The organism is Planktotalea sp. (assembly GCF_049680325.1).
GTDB lineage: Bacteria > Pseudomonadota > Alphaproteobacteria > Rhodobacterales > Rhodobacteraceae > Planktotalea.
In genome coordinates this window covers 1-19,742 of sequence record NZ_JBAUHO010000210.1, presented here as the reverse complement: position 1 = coordinate 19,742, position 19,742 = coordinate 1, and the positions used below count along the sequence as shown (strand labels likewise).

General features: G+C 56.0%; 23 protein-coding genes and 1 tRNA gene. 7 read left to right on the top strand and 17 right to left on the bottom strand.

The window, feature by feature from the left end:
• Window positions 1-28: 28 nt before the first annotated feature.
• The 4 genes from pcaG to pobA form a co-directional block, all read right to left on the bottom strand.
• On the bottom strand, window positions 29-640 hold the full coding sequence (gene pcaG, locus WBC85_RS09610) for a protocatechuate 3,4-dioxygenase subunit alpha (protein WP_424435924.1): 612 nt from the start codon (window positions 638-640) through the stop codon (window positions 29-31).
• 63 nt (window positions 641-703) lie between these two features.
• Window positions 704-1,450, bottom strand: a complete 747-nt coding sequence (gene pcaH, locus WBC85_RS09605; RefSeq protein ID WP_424435921.1) for a protocatechuate 3,4-dioxygenase subunit beta — start codon at window positions 1,448-1,450, stop codon at window positions 704-706.
• Window positions 1,447-1,827 carry a 4-carboxymuconolactone decarboxylase gene (gene pcaC, locus WBC85_RS09600; RefSeq protein WP_424435918.1) on the bottom strand — a complete coding sequence of 127 codons (381 nt, stop codon included), beginning with the start codon at window positions 1,825-1,827 and terminating at the stop codon, window positions 1,447-1,449. The genes pcaH and pcaC overlap by 4 nt, the downstream gene beginning before the upstream one ends.
• Before the next feature lie 12 nt (window positions 1,828-1,839).
• On the bottom strand, window positions 1,840-3,009 hold the full coding sequence (gene pobA, locus WBC85_RS09595; protein WP_424435915.1) for a 4-hydroxybenzoate 3-monooxygenase: 1,170 nt from the start codon (window positions 3,007-3,009) through the stop codon (window positions 1,840-1,842).
• A 258-nt stretch (window positions 3,010-3,267) separates the two neighbouring features.
• Between pobA and dusA the strand changes: the two genes are divergently transcribed.
• From dusA to WBC85_RS09580, 3 genes are read left to right on the top strand one after another with little or no spacing between them, the layout of a single operon-like run.
• A complete protein-coding gene (dusA, locus tag WBC85_RS09590; protein WP_424435912.1) occupies window positions 3,268-4,293 on the top strand; it encodes a tRNA dihydrouridine(20/20a) synthase DusA in 1,026 nt (341 codons plus the stop codon).
• Window positions 4,294-4,346: 53 nt separating this feature from the next.
• Window positions 4,347-5,171, top strand: coding sequence for a sulfite exporter TauE/SafE family protein (locus WBC85_RS09585; protein WP_424435909.1), 825 nt, complete (start codon window positions 4,347-4,349; stop codon window positions 5,169-5,171).
• Window positions 5,168-5,917, top strand: a complete 750-nt coding sequence (locus tag WBC85_RS09580; RefSeq protein ID WP_424435906.1) for a hypothetical protein — start codon at window positions 5,168-5,170, stop codon at window positions 5,915-5,917. Before WBC85_RS09585 ends, WBC85_RS09580 begins: the two co-directional genes overlap by 4 nt.
• A gap of 78 nt (window positions 5,918-5,995) precedes the next feature.
• Here the strand turns inward: WBC85_RS09580 and WBC85_RS09575 are convergent, their stop codons facing one another.
• From WBC85_RS09575 to WBC85_RS09525, 11 genes are all read right to left on the bottom strand, one after another.
• Window positions 5,996-7,081: a 2'-deoxycytidine 5'-triphosphate deaminase gene (locus WBC85_RS09575; RefSeq protein WP_424435903.1), complete on the bottom strand. Its 1,086-nt coding sequence runs from the start codon at window positions 7,079-7,081 to the stop codon at window positions 5,996-5,998.
• A gap of 61 nt (window positions 7,082-7,142) precedes the next feature.
• A tRNA-Pro gene (locus WBC85_RS09570) sits at window positions 7,143-7,219 on the bottom strand.
• A gap of 59 nt (window positions 7,220-7,278) precedes the next feature.
• A complete protein-coding gene (locus WBC85_RS09565; protein ID WP_424435900.1) occupies window positions 7,279-8,376 on the bottom strand; it encodes a MerR family transcriptional regulator in 1,098 nt (365 codons plus the stop codon).
• An 18-nt stretch (window positions 8,377-8,394) separates the two neighbouring features.
• Window positions 8,395-8,697, bottom strand: coding sequence for an integration host factor subunit alpha (ihfA, locus tag WBC85_RS09560; protein WP_424435897.1), 303 nt, complete (start codon window positions 8,695-8,697; stop codon window positions 8,395-8,397).
• 101 nt (window positions 8,698-8,798) lie between these two features.
• The gene (locus WBC85_RS09555; RefSeq protein ID WP_424435893.1) at window positions 8,799-9,767 is read right to left on the bottom strand and encodes a beta-ketoacyl-ACP synthase III; all 969 of its coding nucleotides are present in this window, start codon (window positions 9,765-9,767) and stop codon (window positions 8,799-8,801) included.
• The gene (gene plsX, locus WBC85_RS09550; RefSeq protein ID WP_424435890.1) at window positions 9,764-10,873 is read right to left on the bottom strand and encodes a phosphate acyltransferase PlsX; all 1,110 of its coding nucleotides are present in this window, start codon (window positions 10,871-10,873) and stop codon (window positions 9,764-9,766) included. The genes WBC85_RS09555 and plsX overlap by 4 nt, the downstream gene beginning before the upstream one ends.
• A gap of 21 nt (window positions 10,874-10,894) precedes the next feature.
• Entirely contained in the window at window positions 10,895-11,101 is a 207-nt protein-coding gene (rpmF, locus tag WBC85_RS09545) for a 50S ribosomal protein L32 (RefSeq protein ID WP_009828606.1), read from the bottom strand.
• A gap of 189 nt (window positions 11,102-11,290) precedes the next feature.
• Window positions 11,291-12,112, bottom strand: a complete 822-nt coding sequence (locus WBC85_RS09540) for a hypothetical protein (RefSeq protein ID WP_424435886.1) — start codon at window positions 12,110-12,112, stop codon at window positions 11,291-11,293.
• 69 nt (window positions 12,113-12,181) lie between these two features.
• Window positions 12,182-12,781, bottom strand: a complete 600-nt coding sequence (locus WBC85_RS09535; protein WP_424435883.1) for a DUF2306 domain-containing protein — start codon at window positions 12,779-12,781, stop codon at window positions 12,182-12,184.
• 57 nt (window positions 12,782-12,838) lie between these two features.
• On the bottom strand, window positions 12,839-13,330 hold the full coding sequence (locus WBC85_RS09530; protein ID WP_424435880.1) for a cupin domain-containing protein: 492 nt from the start codon (window positions 13,328-13,330) through the stop codon (window positions 12,839-12,841).
• The gene (locus tag WBC85_RS09525) at window positions 13,327-13,899 is read right to left on the bottom strand and encodes a YceD family protein (RefSeq protein WP_424435877.1); all 573 of its coding nucleotides are present in this window, start codon (window positions 13,897-13,899) and stop codon (window positions 13,327-13,329) included. Before WBC85_RS09525 ends, WBC85_RS09530 begins: the two co-directional genes overlap by 4 nt.
• 88 nt (window positions 13,900-13,987) lie before the next feature.
• Between WBC85_RS09525 and WBC85_RS09520 the strand changes: the two genes are divergently transcribed.
• Window positions 13,988-14,440 (top strand): outer membrane protein assembly factor BamE, encoded by a 453-nt coding sequence (locus tag WBC85_RS09520; protein ID WP_424435874.1) that lies wholly within the window; start codon window positions 13,988-13,990, stop codon window positions 14,438-14,440.
• 100 nt (window positions 14,441-14,540) lie between these two features.
• Here the strand turns inward: WBC85_RS09520 and eda are convergent, their stop codons facing one another.
• Together eda and edd are read right to left on the bottom strand one after the other, a co-directional pair.
• Window positions 14,541-15,185, bottom strand: a complete 645-nt coding sequence (eda, locus tag WBC85_RS09515) for a bifunctional 4-hydroxy-2-oxoglutarate aldolase/2-dehydro-3-deoxy-phosphogluconate aldolase (protein ID WP_424435871.1) — start codon at window positions 15,183-15,185, stop codon at window positions 14,541-14,543.
• A 12-nt stretch (window positions 15,186-15,197) separates the two neighbouring features.
• Window positions 15,198-17,003, bottom strand: a complete 1,806-nt coding sequence (gene edd / locus WBC85_RS09510) for a phosphogluconate dehydratase (RefSeq protein WP_424435868.1) — start codon at window positions 17,001-17,003, stop codon at window positions 15,198-15,200.
• A gap of 259 nt (window positions 17,004-17,262) precedes the next feature.
• Between edd and WBC85_RS09505 the strand changes: the two genes are divergently transcribed.
• From WBC85_RS09505 to WBC85_RS09495, 3 genes are read left to right on the top strand one after another with little or no spacing between them, the layout of a single operon-like run.
• Complete coding sequence (locus tag WBC85_RS09505; RefSeq protein WP_424435865.1) at window positions 17,263-17,946, top strand: DUF6778 family protein; 684 nt, start codon at window positions 17,263-17,265, stop codon at window positions 17,944-17,946.
• Between the two features lie 38 nt (window positions 17,947-17,984).
• A complete protein-coding gene (locus tag WBC85_RS09500; protein ID WP_424435862.1) occupies window positions 17,985-19,181 on the top strand; it encodes an RSP_2647 family RNA methyltransferase in 1,197 nt (398 codons plus the stop codon).
• Window positions 19,178-19,735 (top strand): RSP_2648 family PIN domain-containing protein, encoded by a 558-nt coding sequence (locus WBC85_RS09495; protein ID WP_424435859.1) that lies wholly within the window; start codon window positions 19,178-19,180, stop codon window positions 19,733-19,735. Before WBC85_RS09500 ends, WBC85_RS09495 begins: the two co-directional genes overlap by 4 nt.
• The last annotated feature ends 7 nt before the right edge of the window (window positions 19,736-19,742 follow it).

Sequence of the window (19,742 nt, the reverse complement as noted above, 5' to 3'; positions counted from 1 at the left end):
GAGCTAACTGCGCACCGATCCTACGTACCTAGATATCAAAAAAGATCGTTTCGTTCGCTCCTTGCAGGTGAATGTCGAAACGATAGGAGCCGTCTGCGCCTTTCTTGGCCAAGAGGGTCGGAATACGGTTTTGATGCTCGATCCTGCTCAGGATCGGGTCGGCGGCGTTCGCCTCTGGCTCATCTTCGAAATAAATGCGGGTGTGCAGGCCGACATTGATGCCGCGCGCAACGATCCATGCCGTAATATGGGGTGCCTGCATGCGTCCGTCAGGAAAGGGCACTGCGCCCGGTTTGACCGTGTCAAAGGTAAATTCGCCCGTGTCCATGTCCCCGGGCGAGCGGCCCCAGCCGGTAAAATTCGGATCGGGCGCGCCGCGTGTTTCATTGGCGGACGGGAACAGGCCTGCTGCATCGGGCTGCCAGATTTCGATCATCGCATCGCGCAGCGGCGTGCCCGTACCATCGTAAACGATGCCTTTGATGATGATTTCCTGACCCTGGACCGGCCCGGTTTTCATCGCGGTGCCAAGATCGCCGCCATAGATGTCGATGCCTGTAAAATTGGGTGTGCAGCCGATGTGCACATAGGGCCCAGCGGTTTGGCTTGGGCTTTCGCGTAGGTTGTCCAGACGCTGCATATCAAATTTTCCTTTGTCGGTTGATCGAACCGCAAAACCGGTTCCCACTTTTGCTGATCCTCCTCAGAGCCCCTCTTTACGGTTTTCAAAATAGGTCTGGCGTTTGCCACGGATCACCATGTCGAATTTATAGGCGCGGCTATCCATTGGTACTGTGCGGTTCATATCCAGAAGTGCGGTCAAGGCATCAACCGCCTCTTGCGATTTCAGCACACCAACGATGGGACAAAGTTTGATATGCGGATCGCCCTCGAAATACATCTGGGTGATAAGGCGCTGTGCAAAGCCATGTCCGAAAATCGAGAAATGGATATGCGCGGGGCGCCAATCGTTCATGCCGTTAGGCCACGGGTAGGGGCCGGGCTGAATGGTTCTAAACTCGTAGCTGCCATCCTCTGCGGTAATCGTGCGCCCACAACCGCCAAAGTTGGGATCGAGCGCGGCCTGATAGCTTTCTTTCTTATGGCGATAACGCCCACCCGCGTTGGCCTGCCAGAACTCGAGCAGTGCGCCGGGAACTCCGCGCCCGTTTTCATCCAAAACGCGGCCATGCACGATGATCCGTGGGCCAATCGCGCTTTGACCTGCGGCGGCATAATTCAGGATCAGATCGTTATCCAGCTCGCCCAGAATGTTGTGGCCAAACACGGGGGACGTTTCTTCGCTTAGGGTGCTGGGAAAGGACAAAAGCGCCGCTTGGGGGCTGCGTTTCACGCTGGTTTTATAGGGCGGGGTGAGCGCGTCCGGCTGCCATGAGCGATCCCGCGGGATGAAACCGCCCGATTTTGGCGGCATGTTGAGTAGGCTCATAGGGTCACTCCCATTTCTGCATAGGTCTGTTTGGCAAGTTTAATCGCATGATTGGCTTTTGGCACGCCCGCGTAAACCGCAACATGCATAAAGGCTTGCAGCACGTCTTGCGGCGCGGCACCTGTGTTTGCCGTTGCGCGGATATGCATCGGGATTTCCTCAAAGTTACCCGTCGCGGCCAGCAAGGCCAGCGTCAGCATCGAGCGTTCGCGGTGCGGGATCGTGTCATCGCTCCAAAGCGTGCCCCAGGCCCCTTCGGTAATCATGCTTTGGAAAGGTTCGTCAAAGGCGCTTTTGTTTGCTTCGGCGCGGTCCACATGGGCATCGCCCAGAACAGCGCGGCGTGTGGTCATTCCATCGTCAAATCGGGTGCTCATCTGTTGGGTTCCTTAATAGGGCAGGCCGACGTAGTTTTCGGCCATTGCGCGCTGCGCGGTTTCACTTGTGCGCAGGAATTCAATCTCTGCGATCTGCATTTTCAGATCGAATTCGGTTTGATCGGGGAAACGGTGCATCAAGGATGAGAACCACCAGCTAAAGCGTTCGGCCTTCCAAACCCGTGCCAGTGCTTTTTCCGAATAGGCGTCGATACCTGCCTTGCTGCCGTGCTCATAAAATTCGCGCAAACCGTTGTAGAGATAATGAATATCAGAGGCAGCGGTGTTCAATCCCTTGGCCCCTGTAGGCGGTACGATATGGGCGGCATCCCCGCACAGGAACAGATTGCCCCAGCGCATTGGCTCGGTCACGAAAGAACGCAGCGGAGCGATGGATTTTTCGATGCAAGGCCCCGTTACCAACTTGTCAGCAGCTTCCTTTGGTATGCGCCGTTTGAGTTCGGCCCAGAATGCTGCGTCCGACCAATCCTCTGGATTATCGTCCAATGGGCACTGGATGTAATAGCGGCTGAGCTTTTCGTTGCGCATGGAACAAAGGGCAAAGCCGCGTTCGGATCCCGAATAGATCAACTCGTGGTTTACGGGCGGCGTTTCGGAGAGGACACCCAGCCAGCCAAAGGGGTAGACTTTTTCATACTCGCGGCGCAGGTCTTTCGGGATGGTTTGGCGGCTTACACCATGAAAGCCATCACAGCCGGCAACGAAATCACAAGCGATGCGGCGCGCTTCGCCCTCAACAGAATATGTCAGATAGGGCGCTGAGGTTTTCGCGTCATGGATGACAACGTCCTCGACATTGAACTCGATCTTGCCATTGGCCTGTTCGCGCGCGTGGTAAAGGTCGCGGGTAACCTCGGTTTGCCCGTAGACCGTCACAGGGTGTCCTGCGAGTTTGGCAAAATCGATGCGGAACATCGTATCGCCGAAGGACACTTGCGTGCCGTCGTGAATGAAGCTTTCTGCATCCATGCGTTCAGATACACCCGCTTCGCGCATCAGCTGCACAAAACCGCGCTCCAGAACTCCAGCGCGAATGCGGCCAAGGACGTAGTCTTTGGTTTTGCGCTCAAGGACGATGCTGTCGATACCTTTAGTATAAAGCAGTTGGGATAAGAGCAGGCCCGATGGTCCGCCCCCAATGATAGCAACCTGAGTTTTCATTCACGCCTCCTGATCTTGTTAAGCTATCCTATCATGTTGATTTGCACACTTAAAATGATCCAGCGAAACGTCGTCATATCCAAACGGGAAAGAACAACACTTGGATCGCCGGATCAAATGTCCCCATTTGGACGCAGGCTGATAAAGATGAGCGGTTCTTGCGAGCAGTTGAACCAAGCTCTGTCCCTATTGTCGCCGCGCGTGTTTTGCATTATCGAGGCAGGCTCATTCCGAGACTGACCTCAAAAGTGCTAAGTGATGGAAAAGCAAAGATATAACCTACATCGACAGGCACGCCTATCGGTTGCGCCCATGATGGACTGGACGGATCGCCATTGCCGGTACTTTCACCGTTTGCTGTCGCGCGAAACGCTTTTGTACACCGAGATGGTCACTTCTCCTGCTTTGGTGCGGGGCGGTGCATTGCATTTGCTGGATCATTCGCCTCAAGAACACCCTGTCGCGCTGCAATTAGGCGGCTCGGACCCCGCTGAACTGGCCGAGGCCGCACGCCTGGGCGCAGAGGCTGGCTATTGCGAGATTAACCTGAATGTCGGCTGCCCGTCCGACCGCGTTCAATCGGGCACCTTCGGGGCCATTTTGATGCGCGATCCCAAATTGGTCGCAGAGTGCTGCGCAGCGATGATCGCGGCATCGCCCGCTGAGGTTACGGTGAAATGCCGAATTGGCGTTGACGATCAAGACCCCGACATTGTGCTGCCTGAATTCATTGCGCGGGTTGCAGGGGCGGGGGTCGGCCGTTTCGCAATCCATGCGCGCAAGGCTTGGCTGCAAGGGTTAAGCCCGAAAGAAAATCGCGATATCCCGCCGCTGGATTATGATCTGGTGCAACAGATGAAGGGGATGTTTCCCGCCCTGCACCTAAGCCTCAATGGCGGTGTTGCGACGCTCGCTGATGCAAAGGCTGCACTTGATCGCGGGATGGACGGGGTCATGATCGGGCGCGCGGCCTATCATCAACCCGCTGATATCCTTTTGGAGGCAGATCATCTGATCTTTGGCACGCGCGAGCAGGATCGCAGCCGCGAAGAGATCGCGCTGGCTATGCTTCCCTATATCGAGGCGCATATTGCGGCAGGGGGCAAACTGGGGCAGGTGACGCGCCATATGCTTGGGCTTTTTGCGAACCAACCCGGCGCACGTCATTGGAAGCGTCACCTGTCAGAGAACGCCCATAAACCGGATGCAGGTGCGCATACGGTTGTTCAAGCCATAGAGAAAATGCAAGCGGCGCGCGCGCAAGTCCAAGATTGCGGCTTGTGAGCGCGCGCAAATTCGGGCTTCATTAGAACCTACTCAAAACCAAAGGTAGTGCTATGTCTGATCCGATGCTTCTTGTGCAGATGCTGGTCTTATTGTTGCTCACAGGGGCGGTCGCGGGCGTGCTTGCCGGATTGCTGGGGGTTGGCGGCGGTATTGTTCTGGTGCCTGCGTTCTTTTACGTCTTTTCCGCGCTTGGCTTTGAAGGTCCGCAACTGATGCAAATGTGTCTTGCGACCTCGCTTGCGACGATCATCGTGACTTCTGTGCGCTCGGTCTTAAGCCATAACAAAAAGGGCGCGGTCGATTGGGATATCCTGCGCACTTGGGCCCCTGGCATTGTTGTCGGCGCTGCGCTTGGCATGTTGACAGCGGCGAGTCTTCGTTCAGGAACGCTACAGCTCATATTCGGAATTCTTGCTTTGATCGTAGGGCTTTACATGGCGTTCGGGCGTAGCTCATGGCGTCTGGCGGACGACATGCCGCGCGGCGTAAAACGTATGGCGGTCTCGCCTTTGCTTGGCTTCATGTCTGTCCTTATGGGCATTGGCGGTGGCAGTTTTGGCGTGCCGTTCATGTCGCTGCATGGCGTTGCAATCCACCGCGCAGTGGCCACCGCAGCGGGCTTTGGCGTTTTGATTGCGGTGCCTGCCGTGATCGGGTTTCTCTTTGTGCCGATTGATCCCTCAGCGCGCCCGCCATTCACAATAGGTGCGGTCAATTCAGTGGCCTTTGTGGTGGTGATTGCCATGACCTTATTGACCGCGCCCTTGGGCGTGAAACTGGCCCATGCGATGGACGCAGGGCCGCTCAAAAAGGCCTTTGGCGTATTTCTGACGCTGGTTGCGCTGAACATGCTGCGAAAGGCTATGGGGTATTGAGCGCCTACAGCAACGACGGGTTTTGTGTTTTTGATGCTGATCCCAAGGTGCTGATTTGGGCAAATGCAGCTGCAAAAACCGCGCGAAAACTGGTGAGAGATGACACGCTTAGAGCCACTTGGCTGCGTCATCAGGAAACGTGGTTCGTTGGCGTTGATGCGTTGCCGAATGCGCCTGACGGTTCGATTTCGGGAGCTGTCCTAACTGGCCCATGGGAACCCTATGTTGCGCCGCAATTGCATTGGCACAAGGCGCAGATTTCGGCGGTCTACAAAGGGTACCCGAAGCAGGATCCGGATGAGAGCGAAGCAAATCACCGATTTCGCATCAAACGCTGCGCGGCCCATGTAGATGGCATATTGCTGGAAAACGGGCGTAGGTTTCTTCGTGAACCGCATCAGTTTGTGTTGGGTATACCGCTGGGAACAAGCCACGCATCACCGCTGGTGGTTTGGCCCGGTAGTCATCTTGTTATGCAAGATGCTTTTCGCAACGCAATTGGGTGCGAAGAACCAGGCAGCGTTGAATTGACACAGGCATATAAGGCCGCCCGTGCGCAGGTTTTCGAACGCATCACACCGCTCGAGCTGCACTTGGAGCTTGGCCAGTCGGTCCTTTTACATCGTCATCTACTGCATGGAATAGCGCCATGGAAAACCAAGGACACAGCCCCACCAGAGGGGCGGATCGTGGCCTACTTTCGCCCGATGTTCGAGACCCTGTCAGACTGGATCGAACACCCCTGAACTTCCTCTCTCTAAAAATATCCCCGCCGGAGGCCAAATTCTATTGAATAGAATTTGTAAATTTCTTCGAAAGAAATTTCACCCTTTTGCAGGGGCTGCGAAATGCTTTGACAGCTTCAAACCCTGGCCCTGGTAATTCGAGGCAATCCCCGCACCATAAAGCTGCTTTGGTACCTCTGCCATATGCTCATAGACCAAGCGCCCGACAACTTGCCCGTGCTCCAGAACAAACGGCGCTTCGTGGCAGCGCACCTCAAGCACCCCGCGCGATCCTGTCCCGCCCGCAGCGCTGTGACCAAAACCCGGATCAAAGAAGCCCGCATAGTGCACGCGGAATTCGCCGACCATGGCCAGATAGGGGGCCATTTCAGCAGCGTATGACGGGGGGATGTGGACCGATTCACGACTGACAAGGATGTAGAAGGCACCAGGGTCCAGAATGATCTGCCCATCCTTGCTGCGCACTTCCTCCCAATATTCTGCGGGATCGTAATAGCCGATATTGTCCAGATCAATCACGCCCGTATGCGGTTTGGCGCGGTAACCGACCAGATCGGTGCCTGCGGGCTTCAGATCAACCGAAAAACCCAAACCGTCGTCGATCAAAGCATCGCCGTTGACCAGCACATCGCTTGCGTGCAGCGCCATGAGGGTGGTGTCGCTTAGGATTGCCTGACCTTCCCGGAAACGAATCTGGTTCAATCGCATGCCAGGACGGACAAGCACAGAAAACGAACGCGGGCATATTTCGGCATAAAGCGGACCCGTATAGCCCGGCGCAATGCGATCAAACTCGACGCCGCCATCTGTTATGGTGCGCGTTAGCAAATCAAGGCGGCCTGTAGAACTTTTAGCATTCGCCACGGCTTGCATGCCCTCAGGCAAATCAAGGCTTTCCATCAAGGGCACGACATAAACGCAGCCCTTTTCAAGAACAGCGCCATCGCTGAGGTCGATACGGTGCATTTCGAATTCTTTGAGACGATCCTCAACGCGGCGGCCATGCCCTGCAAGGAAAGAGGCGCGCACACGGTATGCGACTGTACCCAGGCGCAGATCAAGGCTGGCGGGTTGGATTTGTTCGGCAATGACCTCGGGCGATCCGCTGATCTGGCCCAGCTCGATCATTTTTTCCAGTCGTTGGCTTGGTAGAACACCTGTCATACTGCGTCTCCAGAGGCCCGCGTGGGGCAATCAATGACCGGATCGGCAGGCAGAGTGTAAATGGTCGGGCTAGCAGGACTCGAACCTGCGACCTTCCGTCCCCCAGACGGACGCGCTACCAGACTGCGCCATAGCCCGACGCCTGATAGGGCGCTGTTTAATGGAACTATGCGTAGGAGCAAGTGCAAAGTGCCTCGTCAGTGACTTTGCATGCGATCACGCAAACTGCGCAATTCAGCGAGCTTGCTGCCCAGCTGCTGTGCAAGCTCTGGCGAAAGGCGTCGCGCACCAGGCAGCGCGGCAAGAACGCCGGGGGCCGCATCAAAACTGCTAAGCTCGGGTGCGATCTTGGCAATGGATGGCACATCAATCAACGGCTTGGTTGCGGCGGGCAGGTTTTCATCACGCTCTTGCGCGGTCACGGATGGGGCGGTGGCACGGGTTTCAGCAGGTGCATCGGATTCTCCGGCGGCCTCGGCCGTGCGATGCGAAAACATCGGCGCGCTTTGCTCGGCCGGAGAATCGTCTGCTGCGCCGTGTTCCGGTTCATCTCCAACTGACGCGATCTCATCCGCCGCCGCGCTTTCGATCGGCTCAAGATAAGCGTCGGGATTGATTGTCACCTTCTCGGCAGGTGCCTCTGGCGCGCTAGGTTCTTTGGCGTCTGCTGCCTGGCTTTCGTGTTTGGGTGCAGGAGCGGGCGAGCGGCGCAGGAAGGCAGGCAGTGCATCGCTGCCAAAGGCGGGTGTCTCGCTTGGTGCGCTTTCCTCTGCGACATCGGGCGACGCTATGGGCGCTGCGGCGTCGGCAACCGGCGTGCTTTCAATGAGCGGCTCGCTTGGGGCAGGGGGCGCAGCTGTTTCGCTTGTTGGAGCGGCGGCAACAGGCGCAGTTATCTCAGGCGTTTCAGCGCGGCTGGGAAAGCTCAGGACCGTCGCGGGCTCCTCTGCAAAGGGCTCAGGTTGTGCATCGTGCTCATAGGCCGCTTCTTCGATCTGATCTTCGTCAATCAAGTCGTCATCAAGCGGCTGGGACAGATCTACGACATGCTTAACCCCATGTTCGCGCAATAGTTTTTGCGCACCTTTGATGGTGAGGCCATCATCGTGCAACAGCTTTTTGATGCCGCCCAAAAGCAACATATCAGCAGGGCGGTAGTAGCGCCGTCCACCTGCACGTTTCACTGGTTTAACTTGCGTGAATTTGCTTTCCCAAAAACGCAGCACATGGGCTGGCGTCTCTAGCCATTCAGCAACCTCGCTGATGGTTCGGAAGGCGTCCTTGGATTTGGGCATCGCCTGCCGCCTCCCGCGTTAGCGCTTGTTGCCGTCTGCGACACGGTCTTTCATCAGATGGGACGGGCGGAATGTCAAAACGCGGCGCGGATTGATCGGTACTTCTTGCCCCGTTTTGGGATTACGTCCGACGCGTGCTGCTTTGTCTCGCACGCTAAATGTCCCGAAGGAAGAGATCTTGACCTGTTCCCCGGACACCAATGCATCGGACAAATGCGACAGGATATTCTCTACCAGTTCCGCAGATTCATTTCGCGACAAACCGACTTCGCGAAACACAGCTTCGCTTAGATCCATACGCGTTAAGGTTTTCTCAGTCATATGCGCCCCCCAAGGCAATTAAGCTACCTTAAGGCGAGCAGGAAAAACGAGTCAAGTGTGTCCTGTTGTGAAAAGGCTGGAAAAGCCTATCAATCAAAGGTTTACCAGCGCAGAACGACAGCGCCCCATGCGAGGCCACCACCGATGGCTTCGGTAACGATCAAATCACCGGCTTTTATCTTGCCCTGTGACTTGCCCACGGAAAGGGCGAGGGGGATAGACGCGGCAGAGGTGTTGCCGTGATCCTGAACTGTAACGATGACGTTCTTCATCGGTATGTTCATCTTTTTCGCGGTGCCTTTGATAATGCGAATATTCGCTTGATGGGGCACGATCCAATCGACGTCCTCGGATGTGATGCCTGCTTTGTCCATCGCGGTTTGTGCGGTCGCGGCCAGCTTTTCTACGGCATGACGGAAGACTTCTTTGCCCTCCATGCGTAGATAGCCCGTTGTTTTGGTTGATATGCCGCCATCGACATAAAGAATATCGCGGTATGTTCCGTCAGAATTGAGATCAGTAGACAGAACGCCCCTGTCAGCTGCGGTGCCAGCCTCTTCTGCGGCCTCAAGAATAAGGGCACCCGCACCATCACCGAACAAAACGCAGGTGCCGCGATCCGTCCAGTCCATGATCCGGCTGAAGGTTTCTGCACCAATCACCATCACCCGTTTGGCAGTGCCTGCAACGATCAAGGCGTTGGCATTGGCAAGCGCAAAGATAAAGCCGGCGCAGACCGCTTGTACGTCAAACGCAAAGCCGCCGTTCATGCCGATTTGGTGCTGTACCATTGTTGCAGCCGAAGGGAAGGTCAGATCAGATGTCGAGGTCGCGACGATAAGCGCGTCCAGATCGCTGGCTTCAAGCCCGGCATCGGCCAGAGCCGCGCGTGCTGCATGGGCCGCCAGATTGGACGTTGTTTCGCCCTCGGCCGCGAAATGGCGTCTTTCGATGCCCGAACGCGACACGATCCATTCGCTTGATGTATCGAGGGTCTGTTCGAAATGCGCATTCGGAACCACGTTTTCTGGCAAATAGTGCCCAACCCCTTTGATCTGAGCACGTATCATTTGGTCGGGTTCTCCTCGGCGATGTTTTGCGCGGCGGCTTGTGTACTGGTTGCAATTCGTTTCGCAAGTCTGTCGGAAAAACCGGACTGTGCAAGGCGAAATGCGAGATTGGTCGCAGCGGCAACGCCCGTTGCATCTGCCGCACCGTGTGATTTTACAACCGTGCCGTTCAATCCCAGAAAAACACCACCATTGACGCGTCTTGGATCAATGCGTTGCTGGAAGCGTTTCAAGGACGTGTAGGCCAGCATTGTCGCGATTCTGGAGGCTATGGAATAGGCAAATGCCTCGCGCAGGCGCTGGCTAATCAGGCTGGCAGTGCCTTCGCCCGTTTTCAACGCGACGTTACCTGTAAAGCCATCGGTGACGATAACATCAGCGAGATCGCCGGGAATATCGCCGCCTTCGACAAAGCCGACATATTCGTAATCTGCGGCGTTTGCCTGGCTTTCGATAAGTTCGCTGGCTTCGTGCAGCTCGGGGCGGCCTTTGTGCTCTTCGGTCCCTACATTAAGCAGACCGACGCGGGGGCGGGGCAAATTCAAACCGTTGCGCGCGTAGGAGACGCCCATCAAGGCGTATTGCAGCAAATCCATTGCATCGGCGCGGATATCTGCGCCGACATCCAGCATCACGTTAAAGCCGTGCGCAGAACGTGATGGCCAAAGAATGCCGATTGCAGGGCGGTTCACGCCGGGCAATTTGCGCAGACGGATCATGCTCATCGCCATCAACGCGCCTGTATTGCCGCAAGAGACACAAGCCGCCGCTTCGCCGTTTTTAACGGCTTCAATGGCCGACCACATCGAGGTGTTCTTGCCTGTGCGCAGAGTTTGGCTGGGCTTGTCTGTCATTTTCACAACGTCGGGAACATCGCGAATTTCGCAGATACCAGCAAGGTTCTTGCGCTTTGCTACAAGCGGGGCAAGCGTGGCCGCTTGGCCGTGCAGGATAAAACCCATGTCAGGGTTCTTGCGCGCAGAACGAGAAATGCCGGCGACAATAGCCGCCGGTCCCTTATCGCCGCCCATCGCGTCGATAGATAGAATAATACGCTCATTGCCTGCCGTCGCCCGATCAATATTCAGATCTGTAGACACCGTCATCGGGCGTACCTCGCGGATGGTTTAGGCCGCGTCTTCGTCCAGATCGATCTCGTCAGCTTGTGCGACGATCTCTTTATCTGCGTAGTGACCGCAAGACGGGCACACGTGATGTGGGCGCTTCAGCTCACCACAGTTAGAGCACTCGTTTGGATTCGCTGCAACCAGCGCGTCATGCGCACGACGGTTGTTGCGGCGTGATTTGGATACTTTATTCTGCTGGACAGCCATGTCGCAACCTATCAATGTTCGGGGCCCCAAATGGGCCGTTGTACGGGTCTAGCAGGCACATATGCGAGGGCGCGTCGCCTGTCCAACCCTAAATTCGTCAGAGCGCGCGAAAATAGGGAAGAAAATCCTGTTCGCAAGCGATTCTTTGAAAATGACCTGACGCGTGTGGCGCGAGGGTTGAGTTCTTGTTTAGCGCGTTGGTTTTGGGGGGCCGTGCGCCGTTAGAACACCATCGGTTAATAATTGCTGATACGCTGGAAACCACATTCCGCTATGGGGGGTTTTAAAGGCAATCTTTAAGAAACCTTCCGAAACGCCCGCTGCGCGGAACGCTGCCATGTCCTTTGCTTCTTCTTGCTCAACATCAAGCGTTTCGATTGTGCTGAGCAAACGATACCCGTGAAAGCCGATTTTCGCGTCGCGGGCCATTGTGCGCACGCTGCCTGCCAGGAAGGGTAGGGTGCAGGCCGATGCGCAAGTGTCGCTGACATGGGTGGCGAGTTCTGATTCTTGTACCAGACGCGCCAGGCCACGTGCGGCGTGAATGCGCCCTCCGGGGCTATTGAGGGCTAGGGTGTTTATCTCTGGATAGGCACGCAACGTGGCTTGCAGCGCGCCAAAGCTGCGAAAAGTGAGCTCACCGCTCAGATAAACAGTTTGCTCGGACACTTTCAAAAGGGCTTGTGGGGCTGGCGGGAGCGCGGGTGCGATGGCCATGCGCGCCCATTGATTCACCAGTTGTACCGTGCCGATTATAATACAAACCGTACAGGTCAGTTTCAGAAGCAATGCGCCGCCGCCCGAATGCTCCTGCGCGGCGCGCAGGGCGATCCAGACGGACAGGATGACAAAGCCAAAACCCCCAGCAAGAGCGGGCCAGTCAGGCGAAGCGGGTAGCGCGCCGCCGTCGTGCCAGTAGAATTTCCAATAAAGCCAAAGCAGACCCTGTGCGCCCAGCAGGATACCCAGCGCTGAAATTGGATCTGTTTGCCGTGCAAAGAGATGCTTCATCGCCCAATGGGACCCTATTGGCCGCTACAGAGCAATGAAATACGACAATGCTAGCCTGCTATTACGGGCTTAGACTGTTTGATATCGCCGTACATACAGAAGTGCGAAGAGCAGGTTAGGTACCCAGCATGACCAGGCAAGGAACGGGTAAACCGCTTCATAAGGCATTGCAAAGCCGAACATAAATAGCGCCAATTGCAAACGCAGCGTGACTGCGGCGAAGGTCAGTGCAAACGAGCAGATCATCCAGCGACGGTGCGCTGCAATTTTTCTTGCGCGCGCCAACATGACAGCTTTGCCAGTCACAAGAACCCAGAGAATCGCCAATACTGCAAAGCCCAGAGTTCCAATCACCGATTCAATCTGAAGCGCGATAATCAAACCCGAAATGCCGCCAATGGCGATGGCGAGCGCATAAATCCGGCCGATCCAGCGGTGTAGCATCGGGCGGCGCTTGCGAAGTGGCTTAATGAACTGGATTGCGCCAAGCCCAAGGGCGACGGACGCGCCTGAAATATGTAGCAGGAATGCGGTTTTTGCATGCTGGATTTGATGCGCCATCGTTTGAAACGCGATGTGAAGATCAAGCGAAAAAGCCCGCAAAGTCCCAAGCGCGATGAGCAGGCTAAGGATGATAACAATTGCAGCAGAGATATTTCTTGGCGACATCCGAAAACCTTTTAAAAACAACATATTTTTGGGCTGGATACCCAATTTAGGGGCACGCTATTTCTTGCCTGCGTTCCCGCCAACTTCGACAATGTTGTCGAAATCCACAAGGTTCCACGAGATGCCCTTGGAGCGATAAATGCGTTTTTCCGCGCGTGGGTAATCGCCAATGTCGTGCTCAAGGCGTTCGCCGACTACGATGCAGCGAAACGTCTCGGTCCCTGTATTTTCGATAGAATGGGCGAGGCCGCCTTTGCGATAGCCGATAAAGTCGCCTGCGCCGATCTCATGAACGTCGTCACCGATATAGGCCGTGGCCGTACCGCTTAGAACGTACACACATTCGTCTTCAAAGTGATGCATGTGGTGTTCGGTGCTTGCATGTCCCGGCTCTACCTCGATGATATGAAAACCAATGCCCGAGAGCCCCGTCAGATCGCCAAGCGATTTATTCAGCCGTTTTGCGTTATCGTTCAAAAAATGCGTCTTTTGCAGCCCTTCCATGGCTTCGATCGTGTCCGCTTTTACGAGATAGGCGTTATCGCTCATGACTTGCTCTCCAGTTTACCCTTGAGAGCCGCCAATCCCGCGAAAGGTTTGAGATCCTCGTCACTTAACGCTGTGCTGCCGGGTTCTGTTATGCTGAGCGTTCCGAGCTGCGCACCATCAATGCGCGGGTAATCAGGCAGGGCAAGCGCAAGGCCCTCCTGCAGAACCCGCCAGAGGTCGATTTCACGGCCCAAAGGCTCTAACGTGTCATCATCCAGCATGGCCGTTCCGCCGAACTCGTCTTCCTCGGTCTCTTTGGACAGGTCGGGCAATTCGGCGACAAAGCGGCGGATCACCTCGCTCTTCACCCGTGTGGTAACAGGTTCTAACGTAATGGTGCAGGGCTGCACGGCGGTTGCACCAATCTCGGCCTCCAGCACCCAGTCATGTTTGCCGGCGGCACTGAGATTACCAGCAAAGCTGACTTTGCGAAGGGCGCTCAGGTCCAGCTCTTCTTTCAGCGCTTTAAGCTGGTCTGCATCGAGGCGATAATTGAATTGCGTCTTCTTGCGCCGCGCAAGGGCACTGGTGTCTAGCAAAAAATCGGGAAAAGCGCGGGGTTCTTCCATAACGGAGAGTTTTCCTTTCTTGAACGTCGGGCGTTCGTGTCGTATCGAGATAGCAAGGCAGAGTAGGCCAATACAAGAGGGCACCTCTATGCGGGCAATAGTTAAGACACGTAATATCGGCGCAGCGCTGTTGCTCTGCGCATCCTTGGCGGCGTGCACAGCCACATATCGCAACCACGGCTATGTGCCGCTAGATGAGGACCTCTCGCAGGTCACCGTCGGTGTTGATACGCGCGATACGGTTGCCGAACTGGTAGGAACCCCGTCATCGGCAGGTGTGCTGAATGATAGCGGGTACTACTATGTGCAAAGCCGCGTAAAGCAATTCGCTTGGCAAAAACCTGAAGTGATCGACCGTCAGGTCGTTGCGATCACCTTCAACAATGCTGGCATTGTCGAAAACATCGGGCGTTACACCTTGCAAGATGGTCAGGTTGTTCCCCTTGCACGGCGCTATACGCGTAACGGTCAGGACGTGAGCTTTATTCGCAAGCTTTTGGCGAATTTGGGAAGCTTCTCTGCGGGCGACTTTATCAACTAAGGCCTGGGGTGATCCGCGCGCTGCGCAACCCAGGCAAATGAAAAAGGCTTCCCCCGGTTTGATGCGGGGGAAGCCTTCTTTGTTCTTGAAGCTGTAATCGTCAGACTTTCAATTTGGACGCAGCGCTTGCCAATGCTGTAATCGCATCCCAATCGCGTGCATCAATCAAATCCTTTGGGCAGACCCAGCTACCACCAGCGCAAACCGTGTTTGGCAAGCTGAGATAGTCATTGGCATTCTTGGGGCTGACGCCGCCTGTGGGGCAAAAGCGGATTTGCGGGATGGGCGAACCGATTGCTTTGAGCGCCGCCGCGCCGCCTGCGGCCTCTGCGGGGAAGAATTTTTGCACGGTATAGCCACGTTCCAAAAGGCGCATGGCTTCGCTTGCCGTTGCGGCACCGGGGAGGAGGGGCAGGTCTTCGGCCTCGCAAGCATCCAGCAAGATATCAGTCGCGCCGGGCGACACGCCAAAACGCGCGCCAGCGGCTTTTGCTGCGCGCACATCGGCGGGTGTCAGCAAGGTGCCTGCGCCGACAACGCCGCCTTCGACCTTCGCCATTTCTGCAATGACCTCTAGCGCCGCGTCGGTGCGCAATGTGACTTCTAGCGCGGGCAGGCCGCCTGCAACCAACGCACGGGCCAGGTCTTGCGCAATGGAAGCGTCCTCAACAACCAGAACAGGGACAATCGGAGCCAGTTGGCAGATTTCCAACGCGCGTGCGCTGGCCTCGGTAGGGGTAATCATCGTGGATATTCCTTATACTACAACGCCTGCGCCAGTATCGGCGCTGCCAACATTCTGGCGGAAGACTTCAAACAACTCGCGTCCCACACCATTTCCATTGTGGCTTAGATCTGGTGTCGCAGGGTCGCGATCAAGCGCGCCTTCCGTGAGGCACTCAAGCGTGCCTTTTAGGGCATCCACGCGAATGATGTCACCATCCTGAATGCGTGAAAGTGGACCACCTGCAGCCGCCTCCGGGCTGACGTGAATACACGATGGAACCTTGCCCGACGCACCAGACATACGGCCATCGGTCACCAAGGCTACATTAATGCCGCGCTGCATCGTTACCGAAAGCGCTGGTGTCAGACCATGCAATTCGGGCATGCCGTTGGCCTTTGGGCCTTGAAAGCGCACAACGATAACCAGATCGGACGTGAACTCTCCTGCTTTGAAGGCCTCTTTCACGGCTTCCTGACTTTCAAACACGCGGGCAGGGGCTTGCACCACCTGACGTTCCGGCGCGACGGCTGACACTTTCATCATTCCGTGACCCAGATTACCGATAAGTTGCTTCAAGCCACCGCTAGGCTGGAAGGGATCGCTTGCAGGGCGCAAGATTTTGTCGTTTGCGCTTTCGCGCGCACCCTGGCGGAAGATCAATGCACCGCCATCCAGCGCAGGTTCTTGCGCGTGCAGTCCCATGCCATCGCCAGCAACGGTTTTGACATCCTCGTGCAGCAGCCCCGCATCCAACAGACGCCCGATCATATAGGGCAGGCCGCCCGCTGCGTGGAAATGGTTTACGTCGGCCAATCCGTTTGGATAGACCTTTGCCATTAGCGGGACGACCGATGAAATCGCATCAAAGTCTTCAAGGCGCAAATCAACGCCAGCCGCGCGCGCCATGGCAGGCAAGTGCAACACGAGGTTGGTCGAGCCGCCTGTCGCCATAAGGCCGATGATACCGTTCACAAAAGCTTTCTCGTCCAGAACATCACAAACGGGGCGATAATCATTGCCAAGGGCCGTGATGGAAAGCGCCCGCTTTGCGGCTTCGCGCGTAAGTGCATCGCGCAAGGGGGTGTTCGGATTTACGAAGGAAGAGCCAGGCAAGTGAAGCCCCATAAACTCCATCAGCATCTGGTTGGAGTTTGCCGTGCCGTAAAATGTGCATGTGCCAGCAGAGTGATAAGAGGCCATTTCCGCCTTCATCAATGCTGCGCGATCGACCTTGCCCTCGGCGAATTCATTGCGCACGCGCGCCTTTTCATCGTTGGGAAGGCCGGATTGCATCGGGCCCGCAGGCACAAAGATGCCGGGAATGTAACCGAAGGTTGCGGCGGCAATAATAAGGCCGGGTACGATCTTGTCGCAAACACCAAGGTAAGCGGCTGCATCAAATGTGTTGTGAGACAGGCCAATGCCCGCCGCGAGCGCAATGACATCGCGCGAAAACAGAGAAAGCTCCATGCCTGTCTGGCCTTGGGTAACGCCGTCGCACATGGCAGGTACGCCGCCCGCAACTTGCGCAGTCCCGCCGGCAGCCTTGGCCGCTTCCTTTAAAAGCGCGGGATATGCCTCGAACGGTTGATGCGCTGAAAGCATATCATTGTAGGCCGTGACGATTCCCAAGTTGGGCGCGGGCGTTTCAGCCAAAGTTTGCTGGTCCTCGCCCATTGCGGCGTAGGCATGGGCCTGATTTCCGCAGGTCAAATGCGCACGGCGCGGGCCATCGGCGGCAGCGGCGCGCATATGCTCCATATACTTTGAGCGACGCGCATGTGAGCGCTCGAGAATTCGATCTGTTGTTTCTGCGATGACGGGGTGCAAGCTCATGGCTGTTGTGTTCCTGCGAATAATCGACGTGAATTAACTAAGTTCACCCCTTCTTACCTAATGTTAGCGCTAACGTCGAGGGGGTGCGACGCTACAGCCCTTAGTTTTTTATCTGCACGAAACCGCGCTGCTGGACAAGACAGCGGACACATCGCGGTCATGGTAAAATCATGGGCCTGCCGTTTCTCCGCCCCATTTTCGCCCCGCTTGGGTAGCATCTTGAGGTTGCACACAAAGGCCGTTGGGTCTGGAGGACGACATGAAAAAACTACGCATTCTTTTGGCAGCTATCGCTGCTGTATCGGTTTCGGCCTGCGCCGGACCCCAAATGGCCAGCCGTAACGCAACTGCAACATCCGAAACGGCGCAAAACCTACAAGCAACATCAGTTCAAAAGCAAAACGCTGTTGAAAGCATTGCGGTCTTTGTTCCTGACGTTTCAATTGCCAAAATAACAGTAGACGTTCCAAAAACGCTCGTTGTTTCGGAAAAGAATTCATATTTCCCAAAAGGTGATATCGTCTGGCGCGGTGACCTTTTCGGAGATCGCCATGAGCAGGTTAAGTCCATCTTGATGGACAGCGCAAAACGCACAGCGTCCAAGCTAACCGGTTCGCGCCCCGTTCATATGCATATTCAGGTCACCCGTTTTCACGGCCTAAGTGAAAAAGCACGGTATTCTACAGGGGGTGTTCACAATATGAACTTCTTTGTGACCTTGCTTGATCCGGTCACAGGTGCAACGCTGCGCCCGGCACGCGAGGTTGTTACCAACCTTGATGCCTTTGGTGGCACCGCAGCAATTGCAGCGGATGCGCGCGGGGAAACTCAAAAAGCGCGCGTGACAACCTTCCTTGAACAGGTGTTGCGAACAGAGTTGACCCAGCCAGCAGGCTTTCAGGATCAAAATACCGGCTTCTTTGTTACCTTGAACAAAAACTGATCCTTTTCACAGCCGCATGAAATCGCTAAGGGGACGCTATGACAGCGTCCCCTTTTCCCGTCCTTCGCCTTAAGCCCAAAGCAAATGCGCGTGCCATCCGTCACGGCGCACCTTGGGTTTATGATAATGAACTTGTGCTTGATCGGCGCAGTAAAAACCTTCAGCCGGGCACGATCGCCGTGCTAGAGGATGCAGAGCGCAATCCGATGGGATTGGTTGCGGCAAACCCATTATCACGCATCACTGCACGGATGATCGAGCGTGATGTGACTGCCCCGATAGATCAGGCGTGGTTCACAGCCAAGATCAAGCGCGCGCTGGAATTGCGTGAACGTCTGTTTGATGCACCTTTCTATCGTTTGATCCATGCAGAAGCCGATGGCTTGCCGGGTCTTGTTGTTGATCGCTTTGGCGATGCGCTTGTGGTCCAGCCAAACGCCGCATGGTTGGAGCTTCTGCTGGAACCGCTCACAGCGGCGCTGCAATCTGTTACTGGCGCGCAAGTTATTCTCAAGAACGCTGCAGGGCGCACGCGCTCGCTTGAAGGGCTTGATGATGAAAATGCGGTTCTGCTTGGGACCGCGCCAGATGCGCCGATCATGGTGCCGATGAACGGTGCTTTCTATGCGGCGGATCTGACAGGCGGGCAAAAGACCGGCCTGTTCTACGATCAACGCCCGAACCATGCGTTCGCGGCGCGTTTAAGCGAGGGCGCTGAGGTGCTTGATGTCTTTTCGCATGTGGGTGGCTTTGGACTTGCCGCACTTGCAGGGGGCGCTAAATCGGCGCTTTGCGTCGATGGGTCTGCGCCTGCCTTGGAATTGGCCGAGCAGGGCGCTGGAAAATCCGGGTTCTCCGATCGTCTTGAAACGCGCAAGGGCGATGCCTTTGACGTGCTTGAGGCCTTGGGCCAAGAGGGCGCGCAATACGATGTAGTGATCTGCGATCCGCCTGCATTTGCGCCAAGCAAACCCAAGCTGGAGGTCGGATTGCGGGCCTATGAGCGCTTGGCCAAAATGGCCGCGCCATTGGTGCGTGAAGGCGGGTATCTGGTGCTGTGCTCGTGTTCTCATGCCGCAGATCTTGGCAAGTTCCGCTTTGCCTGTACCCGCGGTATCGGGCGGGCAGAGCGCGCGGGATCGCTTATCCACACCGGCTTTGCTGGCCCCGACCATCCGCTCATGCCGCAATTGGCCGAAAGCGGCTATCTTAAAGCGCTGTTTTATCGGCTGTGAAGCTGCTGCTGGATACATGTGTTCTTTATCCGACGGTGATGCGCGAGATGTTGATTGGCGCGGCGAAAGCTGGTGCGTTTCAGCCGCTTTGGTCAACACGTATCCAGGAAGAATGGCGACGTGCTGCGTTGAAGCACGGCGAAATGGCCGCGCTGGAGGCACAGAGCGAGGCGGTGTTTTTAAACGCCGCCTTTTCGAGTGCTTGTTTGAGCTACCCGCTTGAACAGGAGGCACGCTTTTGGCTTCCTGATCCCAGCGATATTCACGTCTTGGCAGCAGCTGTGATTGGCGGCGCAGACGGTATTGTGACGCTGAATAACAAAGACTTTCCAGCGGGCATTTTGGCCGAAGAAGGGCTGTCACGGGTGAACCCTGATGCACTGCTTTACGGGATGTGGCAGACCGAGCCCGAGTTGATCGCAAGCGTTGCCGAAGACGTTCTAGACAAAGCCCGTGCGCTATCTGGGCAGGAGTGGGACATCAAAGCCTTGCTGAAAAAAGCACGGATGCCACGATTGGGTAAGGCGCTTGGCTTAGGTCCAGCGGCTTTCTAGCTTTTTC

Coding starts and splice junctions, on each gene's coding strand:
- edd (WP_424435868.1), bottom strand. CDS start 17,003: ATGAGCTTGCACCCCGTCATCGCAGAAACAACAGATCGAATTCTCGAG.
- pcaH (WP_424435921.1), bottom strand. CDS start 1,450: ATGAGCCTACTCAACATGCCGCCAAAATCGGGCGGTTTCATCCCGCGG.
- pcaG (WP_424435924.1), bottom strand. CDS start 640: ATGCAGCGTCTGGACAACCTACGCGAAAGCCCAAGCCAAACCGCTGGG.
- WBC85_RS09500 (WP_424435862.1), top strand. CDS start 17,985: ATGACAGCGTCCCCTTTTCCCGTCCTTCGCCTTAAGCCCAAAGCAAAT.
- rpmF (WP_009828606.1), bottom strand. CDS start 11,101: ATGGCTGTCCAGCAGAATAAAGTATCCAAATCACGCCGCAACAACCGT.
- WBC85_RS09585 (WP_424435909.1), top strand. CDS start 4,347: ATGTCTGATCCGATGCTTCTTGTGCAGATGCTGGTCTTATTGTTGCTC.
- WBC85_RS09565 (WP_424435900.1), bottom strand. CDS start 8,376: ATGCCCAAATCCAAGGACGCCTTCCGAACCATCAGCGAGGTTGCTGAA.
- ihfA (WP_424435897.1), bottom strand. CDS start 8,697: ATGACTGAGAAAACCTTAACGCGTATGGATCTAAGCGAAGCTGTGTTT.
- pcaC (WP_424435918.1), bottom strand. CDS start 1,827: ATGAGCACCCGATTTGACGATGGAATGACCACACGCCGCGCTGTTCTG.
- WBC85_RS09520 (WP_424435874.1), top strand. CDS start 13,988: ATGCGGGCAATAGTTAAGACACGTAATATCGGCGCAGCGCTGTTGCTC.
- eda (WP_424435871.1), bottom strand. CDS start 15,185: ATGATTACCCCTACCGAGGCCAGCGCACGCGCGTTGGAAATCTGCCAA.
- plsX (WP_424435890.1), bottom strand. CDS start 10,873: ATGACGGTGTCTACAGATCTGAATATTGATCGGGCGACGGCAGGCAAT.
- WBC85_RS09505 (WP_424435865.1), top strand. CDS start 17,263: ATGAAAAAACTACGCATTCTTTTGGCAGCTATCGCTGCTGTATCGGTT.
- WBC85_RS09535 (WP_424435883.1), bottom strand. CDS start 12,781: ATGTCGCCAAGAAATATCTCTGCTGCAATTGTTATCATCCTTAGCCTG.
- dusA (WP_424435912.1), top strand. CDS start 3,268: ATGGAAAAGCAAAGATATAACCTACATCGACAGGCACGCCTATCGGTT.
- WBC85_RS09575 (WP_424435903.1), bottom strand. CDS start 7,081: ATGACAGGTGTTCTACCAAGCCAACGACTGGAAAAAATGATCGAGCTG.
- WBC85_RS09540 (WP_424435886.1), bottom strand. CDS start 12,112: ATGAAGCATCTCTTTGCACGGCAAACAGATCCAATTTCAGCGCTGGGT.
- pobA (WP_424435915.1), bottom strand. CDS start 3,009: ATGAAAACTCAGGTTGCTATCATTGGGGGCGGACCATCGGGCCTGCTC.
- WBC85_RS09525 (WP_424435877.1), bottom strand. CDS start 13,899: ATGGAAGAACCCCGCGCTTTTCCCGATTTTTTGCTAGACACCAGTGCC.
- WBC85_RS09530 (WP_424435880.1), bottom strand. CDS start 13,330: ATGAGCGATAACGCCTATCTCGTAAAAGCGGACACGATCGAAGCCATG.
- WBC85_RS09555 (WP_424435893.1), bottom strand. CDS start 9,767: ATGATACGTGCTCAGATCAAAGGGGTTGGGCACTATTTGCCAGAAAAC.